Annotated in this window: 22 protein-coding genes; 8 read left to right on the forward strand and 14 right to left on the reverse strand. The window is 53.9% G+C overall.

Annotated elements, in window-relative coordinates:
- Window positions 1–24 precede the first annotated feature (24 nt).
- On the reverse strand, window positions 25–648 hold the full coding sequence (locus WH279_RS06335; RefSeq protein WP_133846373.1) for a glutathione S-transferase family protein: 624 nt from the start codon (window positions 646–648) through the stop codon (window positions 25–27).
- Between the two features lie 112 nt (window positions 649–760).
- Between WH279_RS06335 and WH279_RS06340 the strand changes: the two genes are divergently transcribed.
- A complete protein-coding gene (locus tag WH279_RS06340; RefSeq protein WP_339455343.1) occupies window positions 761–1,612 on the forward strand; it encodes a PhzF family phenazine biosynthesis protein in 852 nt (283 codons plus the stop codon).
- Between the two features lie 50 nt (window positions 1,613–1,662).
- Here the strand turns inward: WH279_RS06340 and WH279_RS06345 are convergent, their stop codons facing one another.
- Window positions 1,663–2,421: an SDR family NAD(P)-dependent oxidoreductase gene (locus WH279_RS06345; protein WP_339455344.1), complete on the reverse strand. Its 759-nt coding sequence runs from the start codon at window positions 2,419–2,421 to the stop codon at window positions 1,663–1,665.
- 115 nt (window positions 2,422–2,536) lie between these two features.
- Here WH279_RS06345 and WH279_RS06350 point away from each other — a divergent pair, with 115 nt between their 5' ends.
- Both WH279_RS06350 and yhjD read left to right on the forward strand, forming a co-directional pair.
- Window positions 2,537–3,436: a LysR family transcriptional regulator gene (locus WH279_RS06350; RefSeq protein ID WP_339455345.1), complete on the forward strand. Its 900-nt coding sequence runs from the start codon at window positions 2,537–2,539 to the stop codon at window positions 3,434–3,436.
- 56 nt (window positions 3,437–3,492) lie between these two features.
- Entirely contained in the window at window positions 3,493–4,506 is a 1,014-nt protein-coding gene (yhjD, locus tag WH279_RS06355) for an inner membrane protein YhjD (RefSeq protein ID WP_339455346.1), read from the forward strand.
- A 31-nt stretch (window positions 4,507–4,537) separates the two neighbouring features.
- On the opposite strand, the gene WH279_RS06360 is transcribed toward yhjD, so the two are convergent.
- The 5 genes from WH279_RS06360 to cpxP form a co-directional block, all read right to left on the reverse strand.
- Window positions 4,538–5,314, reverse strand: a complete 777-nt coding sequence (locus WH279_RS06360) for a CDP-diacylglycerol diphosphatase (protein WP_339455366.1) — start codon at window positions 5,312–5,314, stop codon at window positions 4,538–4,540.
- Window positions 5,315–5,495: 181 nt separating this feature from the next.
- On the reverse strand, window positions 5,496–6,485 hold the full coding sequence (locus WH279_RS06365) for a sulfate ABC transporter substrate-binding protein (RefSeq protein WP_133846379.1): 990 nt from the start codon (window positions 6,483–6,485) through the stop codon (window positions 5,496–5,498).
- 143 nt (window positions 6,486–6,628) lie between these two features.
- A complete protein-coding gene (gene pfkA, locus WH279_RS06370; RefSeq protein ID WP_200643404.1) occupies window positions 6,629–7,591 on the reverse strand; it encodes a 6-phosphofructokinase in 963 nt (320 codons plus the stop codon).
- Window positions 7,592–7,804: 213 nt separating this feature from the next.
- Window positions 7,805–8,707, reverse strand: a complete 903-nt coding sequence (fieF, locus tag WH279_RS06375) for a CDF family cation-efflux transporter FieF (RefSeq protein ID WP_339455347.1) — start codon at window positions 8,705–8,707, stop codon at window positions 7,805–7,807.
- A 118-nt stretch (window positions 8,708–8,825) separates the two neighbouring features.
- Window positions 8,826–9,335 (reverse strand): cell-envelope stress modulator CpxP, encoded by a 510-nt coding sequence (gene cpxP / locus WH279_RS06380; RefSeq protein ID WP_339455348.1) that lies wholly within the window; start codon window positions 9,333–9,335, stop codon window positions 8,826–8,828.
- Between the two features lie 152 nt (window positions 9,336–9,487).
- On the opposite strand from cpxP, the gene cpxR reads away from it, so the two are divergent.
- Genes cpxR through trmL form a run of 3 tightly spaced genes read left to right on the forward strand, consistent with a single transcriptional unit; the run spans window position 9,488 to window position 12,074 of the window.
- Complete coding sequence (cpxR, locus tag WH279_RS06385) at window positions 9,488–10,186, forward strand: envelope stress response regulator transcription factor CpxR (RefSeq protein WP_133846420.1); 699 nt, start codon at window positions 9,488–9,490, stop codon at window positions 10,184–10,186.
- Window positions 10,183–11,562: an envelope stress sensor histidine kinase CpxA gene (cpxA, locus tag WH279_RS06390; protein ID WP_200643436.1), complete on the forward strand. Its 1,380-nt coding sequence runs from the start codon at window positions 10,183–10,185 to the stop codon at window positions 11,560–11,562. Before cpxR ends, cpxA begins: the two co-directional genes overlap by 4 nt.
- 38 nt (window positions 11,563–11,600) lie before the next feature.
- Complete coding sequence (trmL, locus tag WH279_RS06395) at window positions 11,601–12,074, forward strand: tRNA (uridine(34)/cytosine(34)/5-carboxymethylaminomethyluridine(34)-2'-O)-methyltransferase TrmL (protein WP_339455349.1); 474 nt, start codon at window positions 11,601–11,603, stop codon at window positions 12,072–12,074.
- A gap of 81 nt (window positions 12,075–12,155) precedes the next feature.
- Here the strand turns inward: trmL and cysE are convergent, their stop codons facing one another.
- The 5 genes from cysE to WH279_RS06420 form a co-directional block, all read right to left on the reverse strand.
- Entirely contained in the window at window positions 12,156–12,977 is an 822-nt protein-coding gene (gene cysE / locus WH279_RS06400) for a serine O-acetyltransferase (RefSeq protein WP_200643438.1), read from the reverse strand.
- Between the two features lie 60 nt (window positions 12,978–13,037).
- Window positions 13,038–14,057: an NAD(P)H-dependent glycerol-3-phosphate dehydrogenase gene (gpsA, locus tag WH279_RS06405; protein WP_339455350.1), complete on the reverse strand. Its 1,020-nt coding sequence runs from the start codon at window positions 14,055–14,057 to the stop codon at window positions 13,038–13,040.
- Complete coding sequence (gene secB / locus WH279_RS06410; protein ID WP_133846425.1) at window positions 14,057–14,518, reverse strand: protein-export chaperone SecB; 462 nt, start codon at window positions 14,516–14,518, stop codon at window positions 14,057–14,059. The genes gpsA and secB overlap by 1 nt, the downstream gene beginning before the upstream one ends.
- Before the next feature lie 83 nt (window positions 14,519–14,601).
- Entirely contained in the window at window positions 14,602–14,853 is a 252-nt protein-coding gene (gene grxC / locus WH279_RS06415) for a glutaredoxin 3 (protein WP_200643440.1), read from the reverse strand.
- Between the two features lie 17 nt (window positions 14,854–14,870).
- On the reverse strand, window positions 14,871–15,302 hold the full coding sequence (locus WH279_RS06420; protein ID WP_159338321.1) for a rhodanese-like domain-containing protein: 432 nt from the start codon (window positions 15,300–15,302) through the stop codon (window positions 14,871–14,873).
- 352 nt (window positions 15,303–15,654) lie between these two features.
- Between WH279_RS06420 and envC the strand changes: the two genes are divergently transcribed.
- Together envC and WH279_RS06430 are read left to right on the forward strand one after the other, a co-directional pair.
- A complete protein-coding gene (gene envC / locus WH279_RS06425) occupies window positions 15,655–16,962 on the forward strand; it encodes a murein hydrolase activator EnvC (RefSeq protein ID WP_339455351.1) in 1,308 nt (435 codons plus the stop codon).
- 2 nt (window positions 16,963–16,964) lie between these two features.
- Window positions 16,965–17,891, forward strand: coding sequence for a divergent polysaccharide deacetylase family protein (locus tag WH279_RS06430; RefSeq protein ID WP_339455352.1), 927 nt, complete (start codon window positions 16,965–16,967; stop codon window positions 17,889–17,891).
- Window positions 17,892–17,948: 57 nt separating this feature from the next.
- Here the strand turns inward: WH279_RS06430 and tdh are convergent, their stop codons facing one another.
- Window positions 17,949–18,977, reverse strand: a complete 1,029-nt coding sequence (gene tdh / locus WH279_RS06435; protein WP_339455353.1) for an L-threonine 3-dehydrogenase — start codon at window positions 18,975–18,977, stop codon at window positions 17,949–17,951.
- Entirely contained in the window at window positions 18,974–20,185 is a 1,212-nt protein-coding gene (locus WH279_RS06440; RefSeq protein ID WP_339455354.1) for a glycine C-acetyltransferase, read from the reverse strand. Before WH279_RS06440 ends, tdh begins: the two co-directional genes overlap by 4 nt.
- Window positions 20,186–20,229: the final 44 nt, after the last annotated feature.

The following is a 20,229-nucleotide window of genomic DNA, read 5'->3' on the forward strand; positions in this document are numbered from 1 at the left end:
CCGGAAAAAGTCGACCCGTACGGGTTATGGCGTGCCGTTACGGCCCCAGGTGGCGTAACCCTTGCGCGCCGTCAGGCGCTCATAGTAGGCACGCACCGCAGGCAGATTAGCGTGATCGAGCGGTGTCTCATACCAACGGTTCACAGACAAGCCTATCGGTATATCAGCCAGCGAGAATGTCTGCCCGGCCACATACGCACCCGTGCGCTCCAGTTGCTGGTTCAGAATACCCATCGTGTAAGCCCAGCCTTTGGAGGCGGCAGCCAGCAGACGCGGGTCCTGATGCGCCGGTGAGTGACGCACCAGTGACATAAACGCATAGCGCCAGGCGGTATTCAGTTCCGTCGCCTGCCAGTCAATCCACTGATCGACACGGGCACGGGCCTGTGGTGCCGTGGGATACAGCGCTTCGCCACCGTAAGCGTTCGCCAGATAACGAATGATGGTGTTTGACTCCCAGAGAATAAACTCACCGTCCTGAATCACCGGGATCAGCGCATTGGGGTTCATTGCCTTAAATTCGGCCTCCTGCGGTGACTTAAAGCCATCGCCCCACTCTTCGCGGTGAAAATCGATCTCCAACTCATCGCACAGCCAAAGCACTTTTCTGACATTGATAGATGAGGCACGTCCCAGTATTTTCAGCATAAAATCATCACTTTTTTAACCACTGTGGTTTATTAATACCCATAATAGTCGGTACTGACAACCGCCAGGCGGATCGTCAACCAACGGAACCTTCACACTGACAGGAAGAGCTATGACGCAATTACGCCCTTTTAAACAGGTCGATGTATTTACTTCCACCCCGTACAACGGCAACCCGCTCGCGGTGATTATGGATGCCAGTGGTCTGAGTGATGAGCAGATGCAGTCAATCGCCCGCTGGACTAACCTGTCGGAAACCACGTTTGTCCTGCCCCCCACCGATCCGGCCGCCGACTACCGGGTGCGTATTTTCACCCCGGATACCGAATTCCCGTTTGCAGGCCATCCCACGCTGGGCACCGCACATGCGCTGCTTGAGGCGGGCATCACACTTCACCACTCTGGCCAGATTGTGCAGGAGTGTGGGCTGGGCCTGGTGCGGGTCAAAATCAGTGACGACGGCGCGCTGGCCTTTGCTGCCCCGGAAGCAATTCTCACTCCCTTTAGCGATGCGCCAATCAGCAGTGCGCTCAACAGCGATCAGCTGGAAACAGAGCTGCCCGTGATGATTGCCGATATGGGGATTCGCTGGCTGCTGGTGCCCATGATGTCAGCCGATGCCGTACTGGCGCTGAAGCCGGATGGGGTGGAGTTTTCTCGCCTGGTGCAGAAAGCCCGGGTCGATGGCGTGATGCCGTTTGGCCCCTTGCCTGGCGGGCAAGAGCAATACGAAGTACGCGGCCTGCTGATTGAGCAGGGCTCGCTAACCGAAGACCCGGTCACCGGCAGCGCCAACGCGTGCCTGGCGCGTTACTTCCAGGCACGCGGTGTCGAACTGGACTATCGCGTACGCCAGGGAACCGCGATGCAGCGGGCCGGACGCCTCAGCGTACGCTATGCGGCTGACGGCATCTGGATTGGCGGCCAGACCGTCACCGTGATTGACGGCACGGTCCGGGTATAACCCTTTCCCCGAAGAGGCGGACCTTCTGTTTCGGTCCGCCCGCCCCAGAATTACAGGAACATCCCACCCGAAGCCTCGATACGCTGACCGTTCACCCAGCGGCACTCTTCGCTGAATAACGCGGCAACCGCATGGCCGATATCATCCGGCAACCCTACGCGTCCCAGCGCGGTCTGTGAGGCGACAAACGCATTCATTGCCGCATCATCACGGACCTTTCCGCCACCGAAATCCGTTTCAATCGCGCCAGGTGCCAGAATATTTACCGCAATACCACGCACGCCCAGTTCTTTGGCCTGATAACGCGTCAGGACCTCCATGGCCCCTTTCACCGCCGCATAAGCACTGGAGCCCGGCAGGCTGAAGCGTGCCAGACCGCTGGAGACATTCAGGATGCGCCCACCATCAGCCATCAGCGGCAACAGGGTCTGCGTCAGGAAAAACGGCCCCTTAAAATGAACATTCACCAGATGATCAAACTGCGCTTCCGTGGTGTCGGTGAAAGGGACGTACAAACCCGTACCTGCATTGTTTAATAAATAATCAAAGGTTTCACGCTGCCATACCGTTTTGAGCTGTTGGGCAACCTCAGCGGCAAAAGCGCTGAAGCCCTGGCTGTCCGCCACATCCAGCGGAAGTGCCACCGCACGGGCCCCGAGCGCCTGAATGCGGGCCACAACGGCTTCCGCTTCCTGCTGCTGGCTACGGTACGTCAAAATCACATCAATGCCCTTTGCGGCGAGTTTTAGGGCTGAATTCTGGCCTAAACCACGGCTTCCGCCGGTAATCAGTGCTATTTTCTGGCTCATTTTTTTCTCCAGGGAGTGGGCTGTGGACAAAAAAGAGGATATTACCTGCCAGCTGAACTATAAATGTCTTCAGATACGCTTCACTGTTCCATTAATAACAACAATGAGCTCAGCAATGGATAAAATTCACGCAATGCAGGTGTTTGTCAGAGTGGCGGAAATGCAGAGTTTTACCAAAGCAGCGGAGAGCCTCGGCCTGCCTAAGGGCAGCCTGTCGCGCCAGATCCTGGCGCTGGAAAATAGCCTCGGTTCACGTCTGCTGCACCGTACCACACGCCGGGTGCAGCTGACTCAGGATGGGCAGGTTTACTTCGAGCGCTGCCGTGATGTGCTGGCCACGCTGGATGAGATGGACTCGCTGTTTCAGCACGACCCCGCGACCCTGAGCGGACGACTGCGGGTCGATATGCCGGTAAGCCTGGCCAGTAACTACCTGATCCCGCTGCTGCCGGATTTTTTACAACATTACCCGGGAATTGAGCTGGAGCTGAGCAGCAGCGATCGGCGAGTGGATGTGATTCGCGAGGGCTTCGACTGCGTAGTGCGCGTTGGCGTACTGGAGGATTCCGGGCTGATTGCGCGTCAGCTCGGCCATCTGCCGTTGATCAACTGTGCCAGCCCGGGCTATCTGGCGCGCTTTGGCACACCGCATACGCTGGAAGCCCTCTCTCAACATGCCATGGTGCATTACAGCCAGCATCTGGGGAGCCAACCCGAAGGGTTTGAATATTACGATGGGAAAACGACCCGGCTGATTAAGACCGGCGGCGTGATGACCGTCAACAGCACTGAAACTTACCGCGCTGCCTGTATCGCCGGGCTGGGAATTATCCAGGCCCCACGGGCAGGGGTATTGCAGGCGTTGAAAGAGAAAAAACTGGTCGAAATCCTGCCACAGTTCCCGGCACGCGCCATGCCCGTCTCCCTGCTCTACCCCCACCGCCGTAACCTGGCACGCAGGGTGCGAGTGTTTATTGAATGGCTCAGTCAGGCCCTTGCGCGTTACGTCACCTGACCAGCAGGCTATAATTATCGGCAGTCTTACCGTCAAACCAGGATAAAGAAGGATTCATGGCAGAGAAACCACAACGTACGACCCGACCCGAAGAGCAGTCCGCAGAGAAGCCGCTTATCACCCTGAAAACCGGCAATCATACGGTAGATAAATCCCTGACGCGGGTATCGCGACTGGTTGAGTGGTTCCGTGCTATTCCAGCAGTGGCGCATTTTATCCGCGCCGGTGAGCGCTTCAACGATCGCCTCGGCAGCCAGTTTGGCGCAGCGATCACCTACTTCTCTTTTCTCTCACTCATCCCGATCCTGATGGTCTCTTTCGCTGGCGTCGGTTTTGTGCTGGCGTCTAACCCTGATCTGCTGGCCAGGTTGATCAATACGATCGTCAGTAATATCAGCGATCCGTCACTGGCTGCCACGCTAAAAAGCACGGTGAACACCGCTATTCAGCAACGAACCACCGTTGGCCTGACGGGCCTGCTGGTAGCACTGTATTCCGGGATTAGCTGGATGGGCAATCTGCGCGAAGCGATACGCGCTCAGTCACGCGATGTCTGGGAGCGTACGCCGCAGGATCAGGAAAAAATCTGGTTTAAATATTCGCGCGATTTTATTTCGCTGACCGGACTGGTGCTGGCACTGATTATCACACTATCACTGACGTCGATTGCGGGTGCAGCACAGGCCGCTATCGTACGTGCCCTGGGTCTGGAGGGGATTGAATGGCTGCGACCGGCCATGACGTTGATTGCCCTGTCGATTTCCATTTTCGCTAACTATTTGCTGTTTCTGTGGATTTTTTGGATCCTGCCGCGCCATAAGCCGCGTAAAAAAGCCCTGTTTCGTGGCACATTGCTGGCCGCAATAGGGTTTGAAGTGATTAAATTTATTATGACGCTGACGCTACCGAAACTGGCCTCTTCGCCATCCGGTGCGGCCTTCGGGTCTGTGTTGGGACTGATGGCATTCTTCTATTTCTTTGCACGCCTGACGCTGTTCTGCGCGGCATGGATTGCCACCGCCCGTTATAAAAATGACCCGGAACCAGTGCAAAAAAACGAAGCGGTGTAGTGTCAAAAGGAGCCGGTTTTACCGGCTCCTGTCAAAGCTCACTACCCGATGTCGAATTCAATAATGCGCAGCGATGATCCTGTAATTCTTCAGCAGAGGCGCGATTAAGCAGCAGCAGATTACGCTTCACCACCATCAACACTCGTCTGCCATCGCCCAAAGCGGCAATGGCAATACCATAACTGCCCATGTTTTCACGCGCACCTGGCAACTCATTGGCCATCCGAATAAACGGGCTGGTGCGTTTAAACTCATCACGACTGATCACTCTGACCAGATACTCATGGCTGCCAAGACGCTGGCTTTGCCAGCGATCATTCAGCCGCGTACTGAGCGCATCTAACTGCTGACGAATATCCGGGCGCAGGCAAGAAATATGAACATGTAACTGATTTTGGGTCCGCCCCCAGCGCGAATTAACCGCCAGTGAATAGATCCGATCATCAATAACCGCACCGCGTTTTTCTTCCATAAAATGACGTGCACGCCAGGCTTCCGCCAGATAATTAGGCGTAGAGGGATTAAGTAAACTCTGGCTCTCCACTCCCGTTATTTTCGCTACCGGCATCAGCAAAAATTGCAGTGCACCGTTCCTGTCTTTTAATACCACATACCCGTCCTGAATATTGACCTGACGGCAGGGGGACGGATTGTTTTTTTGCTGCTGGCCTGGTACACATTGCTGGCTGACTATTTTCCATAAATGATCAGAATTTTTTAAGTAATTCAATACAATATAAGCACAACCGACGGTTACCAATACCACCATAGTGACCAGCGTGATAACAACCCGCCTTCGTTCCAGCATCTTTTCCAAACCTCTACCCAATTGTTGTTCACAATGTAATCTAAGCTGCGTGAAATATCATGCGAAATCATCACTTCACGGTACTTTTTTGGAAACCAGGCTGCCTGATAAATACTTAAATCAAATAACGAAAAAGGGCCGACAAATGTCGGCCCTTCGGAACAATTCAGGGTTAAGCGAATTAGCGCTTCATCACCTGGTCGTAAGTCCCCCCTTCAGCGAAGTGGGTTTTCTGCGCCTGCGTCCAGCCACCGAACTTATTGTCGATAGTAAACAGTTTCACCGGCTGGAAGGTGCTGGCATATTTCTTCGCGACCGCAGCATCACGCGGACGATAGAAGTTCTGCGCGGCAATATCCTGCCCTTCGGTTGAATACAGATACTTCAAATACTCATCAGCGACTTTACGGGTATCACGCTCGTCCACCACTTTGTCGACCACGGAAACAGTCGGTTCTGCAAGGATAGATTCGCTTGGCGTGATGATCTCAAACTGGTCTTTGCCCAATTTGTTCACCGCCAGATAGGCTTCGTTTTCCCATGCAATCAGCACATCGCCAATGCCACGTTCAACGAAAGTATTGGTGGCGCCACGTGCGCCAGAATCCTGCACTTCCACGTTTTTAAACAGGGCTTTCACGTATTCCTGAGCTTTAGCCTGGTCACCTTTGTTCTGGTCCAGTGCCCAGCCCCAGGCCGCGAGATAGTTCCAGCGTGCGCCACCAGAGGTTTTCGGGTTTGGAGTGATAACAGACACGCCAGGTTTGGTTAAATCCTGCCAGTCATGAATTTGTTTCGGGTTACCTTTGCGTACGAGGAACACGATGGTGGACGTATAAGGAGCGGAGTTATCCGGCAGGCGCTTGATCCAGTTCTTATCAATACGTCCGCGCTCGGCTATCGCATCCACGTCGGAGGCCAGCGCCAGCGTCACCACATCGGCTTTGATACCGTTGATAACCGAAGTCGCCTGTTTACCTGAACCACCATGTGACTGGCGGATCACGACGTTATCGCCAGTTTCCTGTTTGTAATGCGCGCTGAACGCTTTGTTGTACTGTTCGTACAGCTCACGCGTTGGGTCATAAGACACGTTCAACAGCTGGATATCCTTGGCCAGCACGCTGGTTGAGGCCAGTAACAGGGTAATTCCTACACTCCACTTCTTCATTGCACGCACTCCCAAAGGTTTATCTGATAAGGAGCGTGACACAAAGTGTAGAGTGAATTAAAGAATTAAAAATTAGCTGTAATAACTATATGGAATAACGATTTGCATAATAAAGGCGCTGACCAGCAGCGCCTTGTTTTTCATCAGTAAAGTTTTTTAGCGGTATCCAGCCAGTCGCCTTTAAACGGACGCTTCATGTTTTCAATCGCGTCAATGATGTCATGATGCACCATCTTCTCGTTTTGAATACCGACGCAGCGACCGCCGTAGCCCTGTAACAGCAACTCAATGGAATAGGCACCCATACGCGAGGCCAGAATGCGGTCATAGGCTACCGGTGGACCACCGCGCTGAATATGGCCAAGCACCGTGGCACGCGTCTCGCGTTTGGTCTCTTCTTCGATAAATTTCGCCAGCTCGTCGATATCACAGATGTGTTCAGTGATAGCAACAATCGCGTGTTTTTTGCCTTTGGCAATGCCGGCTTTAATCTCGTTCACCAGCTCTTCGCGGGTATAGGGGATTTCCGGTAGTACGATGAATTCACACCCGCCGGCAATCGCCGCAGCCAGCGTCAGGTCGCCACAGTAACGGCCCATCACTTCCACGATAGAAATACGCTGATGTGATGATGAGGTGTCACGCAGGCGGTCAATCGCTTCGACAACGGTTTCCAGCGCGGTGAAATAGCCAATCGTGTAGTCCGTTCCCGCAACATCGTTATCAATCGTGCCCGGCAGGCCAATACACGGGAAGCCCATCTCAGTCAGACGCTTGGCACCCATGTAAGAACCGTCACCACCGATCACCACCAGCGCATCAATACCGCGCTTTTTCATATTTTCGATGGCAACAGTGCGCACATCGTCATTACGGAATTCAGGGAAACGTGCGGACCCGAGGAAGGTACCGCCGCGATTAATCATATCTGACACGCTGTAGCGGTCGAGATTGACCATGCGATCTTCATACAGGCCGAGGTAGCCGTCATAAATGCCACAAACTTCCAATCCTTCACTGAGCGCGGCGCGAACAACACCCCGGATCGCAGCATTCATACCTGGGGCGTCGCCGCCGCTTGTCAGTACACCGATTTTTTTGATCATGACAACCTCTAAACTTGATGATGCAAATGATGAATTCTGGACGCCGGAGCGGGATTAAAAACAGACTTACGAGATAACCGGCTCAATTATTGGCAATAGTATATCAAACACTTCAAGCTGAATTGATTCAGGTCAGGCAACTTTCGGCTATTTTTTTTGCGGTGTATCACGTTTTAAGTAGTGTAAACGCTAACCATTTCATTTAAAAACGCTTTACAGCTCCAATTTGCCCTGCGGCCTGTCGGGTATCACAGAACACGGGTCCTGATGAATAATCACATCGGAACCCGGAAAGTGATGCAGCAGCGCCTGTTCAACCTGCTCCGCTATCTGATGAGCCTGGTACAACGGAAGGTGGTCGTCCATTTCCAGATGCAGTTGAATAAAGCGCGTGGGCCCGGACTGGCGCGTGCGGATGTCATGTGCCCCCTGAACGCCAGGCCAGGCGGCAATGATGTCTATAATCGCCTGGTGTTCCTCAACGGGAAGGGCGCGGTCGAGCAGGGCCTGAACAGCCTCATAACCCATACGCAAGGCGCTGTACAGGATCCACACGCCAATCCCTAAGGCAAACAGCGCATCAGCACGATGAAAGCCGTACCAGCTCAGCGCCAGGGCCAGCAAGATGGCACCGTTCATCACAACGTCAGATTGATAGTGCAGCATATCCGCGCGAATGGCCTGACTGCGGGTACGGCGAACCACCCAACGCTGGAATGTGACCAGCACGAGCGTTGCCACCAGAGCAATCACCGTGACGACCATCCCCACCAGCGGGGCTTTCATCGGTGCAGGTGACGCAAGATGTTGTAAGCCTGTGAGGAATAAAAACAGTGCAGAACCGGAGATAAACATACTCTGCGCCAGCGCCGCGAGGGATTCCGCTTTGCCATGACCGAAGGTATGTTCAGCATCAGCCGGTTGCAGCGAGTAGCGCACCACAAACAGGTTGGTCAGCGAAGCGGCAATATCCACCAGAGAATCCACTAGCGCCGCCAGTACACTCACTGAGCCGGTATACCACCATGCAAAAATTTTGATAATTAACAGCATCGAAGCCAGTACCGTCGCTGCAAGGGCAGCGGCATTTACCAGCCGGGCATAATTTGCATTCATGGAATACCCCGTGACATCGGAGTGCTAAGTATACTGAGTTTTGGGCAAAAAAAACCCCGCCATCATGGCGGGGGAAGACAGGGATATGTCTATGGCAAGGAAAAACAGGGATACTATGTTACTGGGTACTGCCGGTACTGCTTGCTGCCTGCAGCGGTGAAGCCTGCTGCATATTCGTTAGCCTGCGCATTTCATCAAAGCGCTGCTGATGTTTCTGTTCTAAAACGTTCTGCTGCTGAGGCGTTAACAGGTGATACATCTGGTTGCGAACCCGAGCCATCTCGATTTGGCGCGCTACCTCTGCCTGTGAAATTTTTTCCGCCTGAGCCTTGTAGGCCGCTTCATCAAATTTATCTGCAATAATCAGTTCGTGCAGTCGCTCTAAATCGTTAATACTTATAGGAGAACCATCGTGTCGTGCCTGCTGCATCAGGTCTCGTAGCTGCTGACGCTGCTGTTCCGTGAGGTTGATGCCATCAAACATATGACTCTGCGGAACCTGCCTCAGTGTACGGTTTGCTCCGTCATCCTGATGCATCTCGTCAGTCGTCGCGACGTTGTCGGCCCATGCGGCGGAGAGAGTGAGCATCAGCGCCGGAACCACAACGACGGCGGTAACTTTGCGCATCGTTTACTCCCAGGTTTGTTTCCGTATTTCGATTCAACGAGAATGAGTCTACGGTGCCTGCTGCAAACATGCGTCAGGGGGTGTAAAACTACGTAAAGTCATGGATTGAGCGCATTCGTTCACGGTATTTTGCCTGCGGAGGGCAATAAAAAATGAATAAGATCCTGTTGGTTGACGATGACCGCGAATTGACTTCGCTACTGAAAGAATTGCTTGAAATGGAAGGATTCAATGTCCTGGTTGCCGGTGACGGCGAACAGGCACTGGCGCTATTGGACAGCACAGTCGATCTATTATTACTTGATGTGATGATGCCGAAGAAAAACGGTATCGATACCCTGAAAGAACTGCGTCAGCAGCACCAGACGCCGGTCATTATGTTAACCGCACGTGGCAGCGAACTGGACCGTGTCCTTGGTCTCGAACTGGGCGCAGATGACTATCTGCCGAAACCGTTTAACGACCGCGAACTGGTTGCTCGTATTCGTGCCATTTTGCGTCGTTCTAACTGGAGTGAACAGCAGCAACAGCACGACAACAGCTCACCCACGCTGGAAGTGGATTTACTGCGCCTGAACCCGGGTCGTCAGGAAGCCAGTTTCGATGAGGTCACGCTGGATTTAACAGGAACGGAATTCACGTTGCTCTACCTGCTGGCACAGCATTTGGGCCAGGTCGTATCACGTGAGCATCTCAGCCAGGAAGTGCTCGGCAAGCGACTGACGCCGTTTGACCGGGCAATTGATATGCATATCTCTAACCTGCGGCGTAAGCTGCCGGAGCGCAGAGATGGCCATCCGTGGTTTAAAACGCTGCGCGGCCGGGGATATCTGATGGTGTCTGCTACATGATATCCAGCCTGACCACCCGCATCTTTGCCATTTTTTGGCTGACTCTGGCACTGGTATTGATGCTGGTGTTAATGCTGCCCAAGCTCGATTCCCGTCAGATGACGCCGCTGCTGGATAATGAGCAACGACAGGGAATTATGATTGAGCAGCACGTTGAAGCGGAGCTGAGTCAGGATCCGCCCAATGACTTAATGTGGTGGCGCAGACTGTTCCGCGCCATCGATAAATGGGCTCCGCCCGGTCAACGCCTGCTGCTGGTCACCAGCGAAGGGCGTGTGATTGGCGCACAGCATAACGAAATGCAGGTGATCCGTAATTTTATCGGCCAGTCCGATAATGCCGATTTTCCGCAGAAGAAAAAATATGGCCGACTGGAGATGGTCGGGCCATTTTCCATACGCGACGGGGAAGATAACTATCAGCTGTATCTGATCCGTCCGGCAGGCAGTTCACAGCTCGATTTTATTAACCTGCTGTTTGACCGTCCGCTGTTACTGCTGATTGTCACGATGCTGATCAGCTCACCGCTGCTATTGTGGCTGGCGTGGAGCCTGGCGAAACCCGCACGTAAGCTTAAACATGCTGCCGATGATGTTGCGGCAGGCAATCTGCGTCAGCGGCCTGAACTGGAATCCGGACCGCAGGAGTTTCTGGCCGCGGGTGCCAGTTTTAATCAGATGGTCAGTGCGCTGGAACGTATGATGAACTCCCAGCAGCGGCTGCTTTCCGATATCTCTCACGAACTACGCACCCCGCTGACACGCCTGCAGCTGGCGACTGCGTTGATGCGCCGTCGTCATGGTGAAGGCAAAGAGCTGGGACGAATTGAGATGGAAGCACAGCGCCTGGATGGCATGATCAACGATCTGCTGGTGTTATCACGCACTCAGCACACCAATGCGCTGGTCAGTGAAGCCATTAAGGCTAACCACTTGTGGTCCGATGTTCTGGAAGATGCACGCTTCGAAGCGGAACAGATGGGGAAAACACTGGAGGTGCCTTATCCACCCGGGCCGTGGCCGCTATACGGGAATCCCAACGCGCTTGAAAGTGCGTTGGAAAATATCGTTCGCAACGCGCTTCGCTATTCACACAGCAAGATTTCCGTCAGTTTTGCCGTGGATAAACAGGGTATCACTGTGCATGTGGATGATGATGGTCCTGGTGTCAGCCAGGAAGATCGCGAACAGATTTTCCGTCCGTTCTATCGTACTGATGAAGCACGCGATCGTGAGTCCGGCGGCACAGGTTTGGGTCTGGCCATTGTCGATAATGCCATTCAGCAGCATCGCGGCTGGGTCAAAGCTGACGACAGCCCGTTGGGTGGATTGCGTCTGACACTGTGGCTACCGCTGTATACCACTCAGCGTGAATAATTTGCTATCCTTCGGCCCTCGTTCCTGAGGGCCGTAACATGCTAAATATCGTTTTATTTGAACCCGAAATTCCGCCGAACACCGGCAATATCATTCGTCTGTGCGCCAATACGGGCTTTAAACTGCATTTAATCGGTCCGCTCGGTTTCGCCTGGGATGACAAACGGCTACGCCGTGCCGGGCTGGATTATCATGAGTTCACCGCCATTACCCATCATGAGAGCTATGCGGCATTTGCGGCCTCAGAAGCCCCACAGCGCATGTTTGCCCTCACAACCAAGGGAACACCTGCCCACAGCGCTGTCAGCTATCAGGCGGGGGATTACCTGCTGTTTGGCCCTGAAACACGTGGCCTGCCCGCGGCCATTCTCGATGCCCTGCCTTCGCAGCAAAAAATCCGCATCCCGATGATGCCGGACAGCCGCAGCATGAATCTGTCGAACGCAGTGTCGGTGGTGGTTTATGAGGCGTGGCGGCAGCTGGATTACGCAGGGGCACTGCTGAGGAATTAAGCCGGGCGAGGCATGCCTCGCCCCTGCGTGAATGCGGAATGTGATGGCTGTACGTAGGGGTCGGGCATGCCCGACCCGCTGTCAGATCCCGTCGCCGAATTCGAAGCCTGGCACCATGCCATTAAAATGCTGATCCATATCCATCGACGGCTTATCACTGCCCGGCTTGCCGACTATGCGTGCCGGCACGCCAGCGGCCGTGGTATGCGGCGGTACGGGCTGTAACACCACAGAACCCGCCCCAATTTTTGCTCCACGCCCGACTTCAATATTGCCGAGGATCTTGGCACCCGCACCGATCATCACCCCTTCGCGGATCTTAGGATGACGATCACCACTGGTTTTGCCCGTACCGCCCAGGGTGACTGACTGCAGGATCGAGACGTCATCTTCAATGACCGCCGTCTCACCGACAACGATCCCGGTGGCGTGGTCGAGCATGATGCCACGGCCAATTTTCGCTGCCGGATGAATATCGACAGCAAAAGAAACAGACACCTCATTTTGCAGATAAACCGCCAGTGCACGACGACCTTCGTTCCATAACCAGTGGCCAATACGATAAGCCTGCAACGCATGGAAGCCTTTCAGGTACAAAAGCGGCGTCGAATACTTGTCGATCGCAGGGTCGCGCTGCCGTACCGCCTGAATGTCACAGGCAGCAGAGACGATCATTGAGGGGTCCTGACGATAGGCATCCTGAATAACTTCACGGATAGCGATCGCCGGCATAATTGGGTTTGCCAGTTTATTGGCCAGCATGTAGCTCAGAGCACTACCCAGATCGTCATGTTTGAGTAGAGTGGCGTGGTAAAAACTGGCCAGCATTGGTTCACAGTCGGCCAACGCACGCGCTTCCGTTTTGATGTTATCCCAGATCAGTTCAGGTTCTACACACGGCATGGCTCTCTCCCCATTAAAAATGGCGTCCGGTCAGACGCCACAGGCTACAACACGCTCAGTTCAGCTCCCGCTGTTTTCGTCCTTCCTTGTGCGGCCGAGCAGATTTAATGCTGCCTCGCGCGCATCTTTTCCGCAATAGAGCACCTGATAAATTTGCTCGGTGATCGGCATCTCCACGCCATAACGCGCGGCCAACGCCTTCACTTCTTTGGTATTACGGAAACCTTCCACGACCTGACCGATAGCTTGCTGGGCACCTTCAACATCAGCACCCTGCCCCAGCATCATGCCAAAACGACGGTTACGCGACTGGTTATCGGTACAGGTCAGCACCAGATCGCCCAGCCCGGCCATGCCCATAAAGGTGGTGGGATCGGCACCCAGCGCAGCACCCAGGCGGCTCATTTCAGCAAGGCCTCGGGTAATCAACGCGGTACGCGCATTGGCACCAAAGCCAATGCCGTCCGACATGCCAGCACCGATAGCGATGACGTTTTTCACGGCTCCGCCCAGCTGCACGCCGATAAAATCAGGATTATTATATACGCGGAAGCTTTTGCCACAGTGCAATAGCTGCTGCAAGTCATCAGCAAACATGACATCCGTTGCCGCCAGTGCAATCGCCGTCGGCAGACCTGCTGCCAGCTCTTTGGCGAAAGTCGGGCCAGAAATGACAGCCAGTGGAATGGTATCGCCCAGGATCTCACGCGCCACATCCTGCAACAACCGCCCGGTTTCCTTCTCCAGACCTTTCGTCGCCCAGACCAGGCGAGAATCCGCACGCAGATGTGGCTTGATCTGCTTGAGCACATCGCCAAACACATGGCTGGGTACCACCACCAACAGATCGCGGCTGGCGGATATTGCAGCGGCAAGGTCAGTTTCGAGACGAAGGGTATCCGGGAAAGGAACATCGGGAAGGAAAGCGGTATTACAACGGTCAGCCTGCAACTGCGCCTGATGCTGGGGATTATGGCCCCACAACACCACTTCGTGGCCGTTACGGGCCATCGTAATCGCCAAAGCGGTGCCGTACGAGCCGGCACCGATGACGCTCATGGATGCATGAGGGCTATCCATTAAGCATCCTGCTGAGGCGCTGCACCTTCTGACTGCTGCAGGTAGTTCATAAACAGCGCGTCAAAGTTAACCGGGGCAAGATTCAGCTGCGGGAAGGTGCCACGTGATACCAGGCTGGTGATGCACTCACGCGCATACGGGAACAGAATGTTCGGGCAGTAGGCCCCCAGGCAATGTGCCATCTGGTTCCCTTCGATACCACCGATAGAGAAGATGCCGGCCTGCTGTACTTCGCACAGGAACGCGGAATCTTCGCCAACCGTTGCGGTAACCGTCACGCGCAGCACGACTTCATACACATCGTCAGCCAGTTGGCTGGACGCAGTGTCGAGGTCCAGTTTAACTTCCGGCTCCCATTCTTTCTGGAAAACCTGCGGTGCATTTGGCGCTTCAAAAGAGATATCTTTGGTGTAGATACGTTGGATCTGGAAAGACATCTCGGTGTTGTTCTGTTCTGACATGGTACGTAATCCTATAGGTTAATAATCCGTTACTGTGCTGCAGCAATAGTCAGGCAATATGCGCCATAATGCGCAGCCTTTCCTTATTTTAACAACGGGCTAAGGCCATCACGACTTTCAAGTGCAAAGAGGTCGTCGCAGCCGCCGATGTGCTGTGCACCAATAAAAATCTGTGGAACAGTGGTCCGGCCGCTACGTTTTATCATTTCTTCACGCAGGGAAGCATCCCCATCAATTGGGATTTCCTTAAAAGTCACCCCTTTCTGACTCAGCAGTGCTTTCGCACGATGACAGAAAGGACAGGTCGCTTTGGTGTAGATCTCAACGTTTGCCATGCCAGAATTCCTGTATTTTATTTACCGCGAACCAGCGGCAGGTTATCGCCACTCCAGCCGGACACGCCATCTTTCAGCACGTAGACCCGCTCGAAGCCTGCTGCATTCAGCTTGGTGGCTGATTCAGATGCAGAAGTCCCTGTTGCACACACGACGATCACTGGCTGTGCTTTATATTTTTCAAGCTCGCCAAAGCTGCCTTTTTTAATATCTGCAGCCAGTACATTCATCGCGTTAGAAATATGGCCCTTGCGGTAATCATCGCGCCCACGCACGTCCACTACCACGGCTTCTTCTTTGTTAATTAAGCGGGTTGCTTCACCACGACTAATCACTTTTACTTTGGAGAACATGCCCTTAACGGTGGTCACGATCACCAGAACCAGCAAAACAACCCACGCCAGACCTAAAATTGTGTGATTGCCTGCGAACTGCATAATATCTTGCATGAGGGGTAACAACTCCCGAAAGGGTTAATAAGCTAAAAATAAGGCTTCTGAGTATACCTGCCAGGAGTGTCATGTACAGTCGAGAAGGCCTTCAGAGTTATGATTTCTGCGACAGTTTACAAAAAAAAGTTGCCTTAAGTGAAAACGACTATCCTGTGATGACACTGCGGCGAAGTTAAGCGGTGAAATGTTGCGCAATGATGATTTCTGGCGTACTGCGTTCTGCACTCGATTCTGTCGCTTTTGGGCAATTGTTCCCACAGTAAAAAGGTCGGGACTGTTACTGACAGAAATAGAAAACCACTCAGAGATGGCTGGTAAGCTGCTGTTCATCGTGGAATAATCCACGGATATGAGGGAAAAAGCGACAGTGTTATATCCAAGGACCCCGCGTCATTCATCGGCAGTCGTTACGCCGTTACGCGCAAGCTTGTCCGCCCTGACCGTCAGTGCGCTTTGCACCGGCGCATTGTTGTTCTCTTTTTCCGCGCTGGCCGCCGAAGATAACAAATCACAACTGCAAACCATTCAACAGAATATTGCCGCTAAAGAGAAAAGTGTGCAGTTGCAAAAGCAGCAGCGTAATCAGCTGCTCGACCAGCTACAAAGCCAGGAAAAAATCATTGCACAGGCCAGCCGTCAACTGCGTGAAACGCAGGGCAGCCTGACCACGCTCAATAAAGACATCGCCAGCCTCACCGCCTCGATTAGCAAACTTCAGCAACAGCAAACGCAGCAGGAATCGATACTTGCGCAACAGCTGGATGCGGCATTTCGCCAGGGGCAGCACAACGGATTACAGCTTGTTCTGAGTGGCGAAGAGAGCCAGCGCAGTGAACGTATGCTGGCCTATTTTGGTTATCTGAATGACGCCCGGCAAAAATCGATTGAAGCGCTGAAACAGACGCGCAGTGAACTGTCGGCGCAAAAGACCAGCCTGATCGATAAACAAGCCCAGCAAAAATCACTTTTAGATCAGCAACAAGGCCAGCAGCAAAAACTGGAAAGTGCTCGCCAGGCGCGCAAGAAAACCCTGTCCACGCTGGAATCTTCGCTGGAGAAAGACCAGGCACAACTCGTTGAGTTACGTCAGAACGAAAGCCGCCTGCGCGATAAAATCGCCAAAGCCGAGCAGGAAGCCAAAGCCCGGGCAGAGCGTGAAGCCCGTGAGGCCGAGAAAGTCCGTCAGCGGGAAGCACAGGCAAAAAGTAAAGGCAGCACCTACAAACCGACCGACAGTGAACGCTCACTGATGTCGCGCACTGGCGGTCTGGGTCAGCCCGCAGGGCGGGCCGTTTGGCCGGTACGGGGCAATATTGAACACCGGTTTGGCGAACAGCTGCAGGGTGAGTTGCGCTGGAAAGGACTGGTGATTGATGCGCCTGAAGGCACCGAAGTCAAAGCGATTGCCGATGGCCGTGTATTAATGGCTGACTGGCTTCAGGGCTACGGCCTGGTGGTCGTGGTTGAGCACGGTAAAGGCGACATGAGTTTATATGGCTACAATCAGAGTGCGCTGGTCACCGTCGGAACCCAGGTGCGTGCAGGTCAGCCTATCGCGCTGGTCGGCACCAGCGGTGGCCGCGGTACGCCGTCGCTCTATTTTGAAATCCGCCGTCAGGGACGAGCAGTCAATCCACAACCGTGGTTAGGAAGATAGTTTTGTTTCAACCTCGAAAACTCAGCGGCCTGCTGGTCGCACTGCTGTTATCCAGTCCGGTCTACGCCGGTAAGCTTTCGATTGTCATTGATGACTTTGGCTATCGGCCGGCTCAGGAAAATCAGGTATTGCAGATGCCTGCGGCTATTTCAGTCGCCGTGCTGCCTAATGCACCCCATGCACGCGAAATGGCCACCAAAGCTCACCAGCGTGGCCACGAGGTACTGATCCACCTGCCGATGGCTCCCCTCAGTAAACAGCCGCTGGAAAAAGATACGCTGCGTCCGGATATGTCGGCGGAAGAGATCGCACGTATTATTCGTGAAGCCGCTGCGGATGTTCCGTTTGCCGTTGGTCTCAACAACCATATGGGCAGTGCGATGACCTCCAGCCTGCCTGGGATGCAGAAAGTGATGCAGGTGCTCGATCACTATAATTTCTACTTCCTTGACAGCATGACCATCGCTAACAGTCAGTCAACCCGCGCCGCAGCGGGTACAAGCGTGAAAGTGATCAAGCGCCGGGTATTTTTGGACGATACCCAGAATGAAGCTGATATTCGTAAACAGTTTACCCGCGCAGTGCGGCTGGCCCAGCGTGATGGCTCAGCGATTGCGATTGGCCATCCCCATCCGGCAACCGTCAGGGTATTACAGCAGATGCTGCCCACTTTGCCCGCTGATATCACTCTGGTGCGCCCGAGCCAGTTGCTCAACGAACCGCAGCGCGTGAACAATAAGCCATTGCCACCAGACAGCAAATCTCAGCCATCCATGCCACGTAACCCATTCCACCCTGGGGATATTTGTCGTGTGAAAGTGGTGCCAGTACCGGCAACGCGGGCGCTGGAAGTCGTGAGCGAAAGCATCAGCAACAGCCCGTTATGGCAGGATTTGAAGAATAAACTGTCAGTGAAGTTCATTAGATAAGTCTGGAGTCACATGTAGGGGCAGACCTTCTGTTGAGGTCTGCCCGCACCAAAATAGTTACGACCAGTTCAGGATCACCTTTCCGGAGTGTCCGCTACGCATCTCATCAAATCCCTGCTGAAAGTCTTCAACAGGATAGTGGTGGGTGATCACGGGTGTCAGGTCCAGGCCAGACTGTAGCAATGCCGCCATTTTGTACCAGGTTTCAAACATCTCCCGCCCATAGATCCCTTTGATAAACAGCCCCTTGAAAATCACCTGATTCCAGTCAATAGACATGGACGACGGCGGAATACCCAACATGGCAATACGCCCACCGTGATTCATCACCTCCAGCATGGAACTGAACGCTGCAGGAACACCGGACATTTCCAGGCCAACATCGAATCCCTCCGTCATTCCCAAATCATTCATCACCTGCGACAGGTCTTCCTCACTGACATTCACCGCTCGCGTTGCGCCCATCCGACGCGCCAGCGCCAGACGGTACTCATTCACATCCGTGATCACCACATAACGCGCCCCAACATGACGGCAGATAGCCGCAGCCATGATGCCAATGGGGCCAGCACCGGTAATCAGCACATCCTCACCCACCAGATCGAATGACAGCGCGGTGTGCACAGCATTGCCAAAGGGGTCAAAAATAGCCGCCATATCATCAGAGATATTATCGGGAATTTTGAACGCATTGACCGCCGGGATCACCAGATACTCGGCAAAACATCCCTGACGGTTAACCCCCACGCCTACGGCATTGCGACACAGATGCGTACGCCCACCCCGGCAGTTACGGCAATGCCCGCAGGTGATGTGCCCTTCGCCGGAGACACGATCGCCGATACTGAAACCCACCACTTCCTGGCCGATGGCCACCACATCGCCCACGTGTTCATGGCCGGTGATCATCGGTACCGGGATGGTTTTTTGCGACCACGCATCCCAGTTGTAAATATGGACATCGGTGCCACAGATCGCCGTTTTGCGGATCTTGATCAGCACATCGTTATGCCCGGGTTCCGGGATTGGCGCATCCTCGATCATCCAGATGCCGGGCCGGGGGTGAAGTTTTGCTAAGGCTTTCATGGTGTTTCTCCCTGTGGGATCACACGCAGTTCCTGGCCTACCCGGCGGAAGGCAGCGACCGCACGTTCTAACTGAGCCGGGGTATGAGCCGCCGAGATTTGTGTGCGAATGCGTGCCTGGCCTTTAGGCACTACGGGATAACAGAAACCCGTGACATAAATCCCCTCCTGCTGTAATCGGGCGGCAAACGTCTGTGCCAGCCGCGCATCGCCCAGCATCACCGGAATAATCGCGTGGTCGGCCCCGGCCAGCGTGAAACCTGCTGCGCTCAAAGCGGTACGAAAATAGCTGACGTTTTCCCACAACCGCTGACGTAACCCCTGCCCGTCAGCCAGCATCGTCAGTACCTGCCGGGAAGCCGCCACAATGGACGGTGCCAGTGAGTTTGAGAACAGATAAGGCCGTGAGCGCTGCCGCAGCCATTCAACCACCTCTTTTTTCGCTGCGGTATACCCACCGGAAGCCCCACCCAGCGCTTTGCCTAATGTGCCGGTAATAATATCAACCCGCCCCATCACGCCACAGTGTTCATGACTTCCTCGTCCAAGGTGTCCGACAAATCCGACAGCATGAGAGTCATCCACCATCACCAGCGCGTGATAACGATCTGCCAGGTCACAAATGCCTGCCAGGTTTGCGATCACCCCATCCATAGAAAACACACCATCGGTGGCGATCAGAATATGGCGGGCACCTTCAGAACGAGCCTGCTCTAGACAGGCGGCCAGTTCAGTCATGTCATTATTGGCATATCGGTAACGCCGGGCTTTACACAAGCGAATACCGTCAATAATCGAGGCATGATTCAACGCATCGGAAATCACCGCATCTTCGGGCCCCAACAGTGTTTCAAACAGGCCGCCGTTGGCATCAAAACAGGAAGAATAGAGAATGGCATCCTCCATGCCGAGAAACTCTGCCAGCGCCCGTTCCAGCTGCCGGTGGCTGTCCTGAGTACCACAAATAAAGCGCACGGAGGCCATACCGAACCCGTGACTGTCCATGCCTGCTTTTGCGGCAGTAATCAGAGCGGGATGGTTTGCCAGCCCAAGATAGTTATTGGCGCAAAAGTTCAGCACTTCACTGCCATCAGCCAGCACAATGGCAGCCTGCTGCGCACTGACGATTTGCCGCTCCCGTTTAAACAGCCCCTCACTTTCAGCGCTGATAAGCTGTTCATTGATCTGCTGATAGAATTTCTGATTCACTTTTATCCTCCCAGTTAGATTTCTTGCGATACAGATAACTAAAA

It is taken from the genome of Erwinia sp. MYb375, assembly GCF_037479175.1.
GTDB classification, from domain to species: Bacteria; Pseudomonadota; Gammaproteobacteria; order Enterobacterales; family Enterobacteriaceae; genus Erwinia; species Erwinia rhapontici.

Coding starts and splice junctions, on each gene's coding strand:
- trmL (WP_339455349.1), top strand. CDS start 11,601: ATGCTAAATATCGTTTTATTTGAACCCGAAATTCCGCCGAACACCGGC.
- secB (WP_133846425.1), bottom strand. CDS start 14,518: ATGTCAGAACAGAACAACACCGAGATGTCTTTCCAGATCCAACGTATC.
- cpxP (WP_339455348.1), bottom strand. CDS start 9,335: ATGCGCAAAGTTACCGCCGTCGTTGTGGTTCCGGCGCTGATGCTCACT.
- grxC (WP_200643440.1), bottom strand. CDS start 14,853: ATGGCAAACGTTGAGATCTACACCAAAGCGACCTGTCCTTTCTGTCAT.
- pfkA (WP_200643404.1), bottom strand. CDS start 7,591: ATGATCAAAAAAATCGGTGTACTGACAAGCGGCGGCGACGCCCCAGGT.
- WH279_RS06345 (WP_339455344.1), bottom strand. CDS start 2,421: ATGAGCCAGAAAATAGCACTGATTACCGGCGGAAGCCGTGGTTTAGGC.
- WH279_RS06365 (WP_133846379.1), bottom strand. CDS start 6,485: ATGAAGAAGTGGAGTGTAGGAATTACCCTGTTACTGGCCTCAACCAGC.
- cysE (WP_200643438.1), bottom strand. CDS start 12,977: ATGCCGTGTGTAGAACCTGAACTGATCTGGGATAACATCAAAACGGAA.
- tdh (WP_339455353.1), bottom strand. CDS start 18,977: ATGAAAGCCTTAGCAAAACTTCACCCCCGGCCCGGCATCTGGATGATC.
- fieF (WP_339455347.1), bottom strand. CDS start 8,707: ATGAATGCAAATTATGCCCGGCTGGTAAATGCCGCTGCCCTTGCAGCG.
- WH279_RS06360 (WP_339455366.1), bottom strand. CDS start 5,314: ATGCTGGAACGAAGGCGGGTTGTTATCACGCTGGTCACTATGGTGGTA.
- WH279_RS06335 (WP_133846373.1), bottom strand. CDS start 648: ATGCTGAAAATACTGGGACGTGCCTCATCTATCAATGTCAGAAAAGTG.
- WH279_RS06340 (WP_339455343.1), top strand. CDS start 761: ATGACGCAATTACGCCCTTTTAAACAGGTCGATGTATTTACTTCCACC.
- WH279_RS06420 (WP_159338321.1), bottom strand. CDS start 15,302: ATGCAAGATATTATGCAGTTCGCAGGCAATCACACAATTTTAGGTCTG.
- gpsA (WP_339455350.1), bottom strand. CDS start 14,057: ATGGATAGCCCTCATGCATCCATGAGCGTCATCGGTGCCGGCTCGTAC.
- cpxR (WP_133846420.1), top strand. CDS start 9,488: ATGAATAAGATCCTGTTGGTTGACGATGACCGCGAATTGACTTCGCTA.
- yhjD (WP_339455346.1), top strand. CDS start 3,493: ATGGCAGAGAAACCACAACGTACGACCCGACCCGAAGAGCAGTCCGCA.
- cpxA (WP_200643436.1), top strand. CDS start 10,183: ATGATATCCAGCCTGACCACCCGCATCTTTGCCATTTTTTGGCTGACT.
- envC (WP_339455351.1), top strand. CDS start 15,655: ATGAGGGAAAAAGCGACAGTGTTATATCCAAGGACCCCGCGTCATTCA.
- WH279_RS06350 (WP_339455345.1), top strand. CDS start 2,537: ATGGATAAAATTCACGCAATGCAGGTGTTTGTCAGAGTGGCGGAAATG.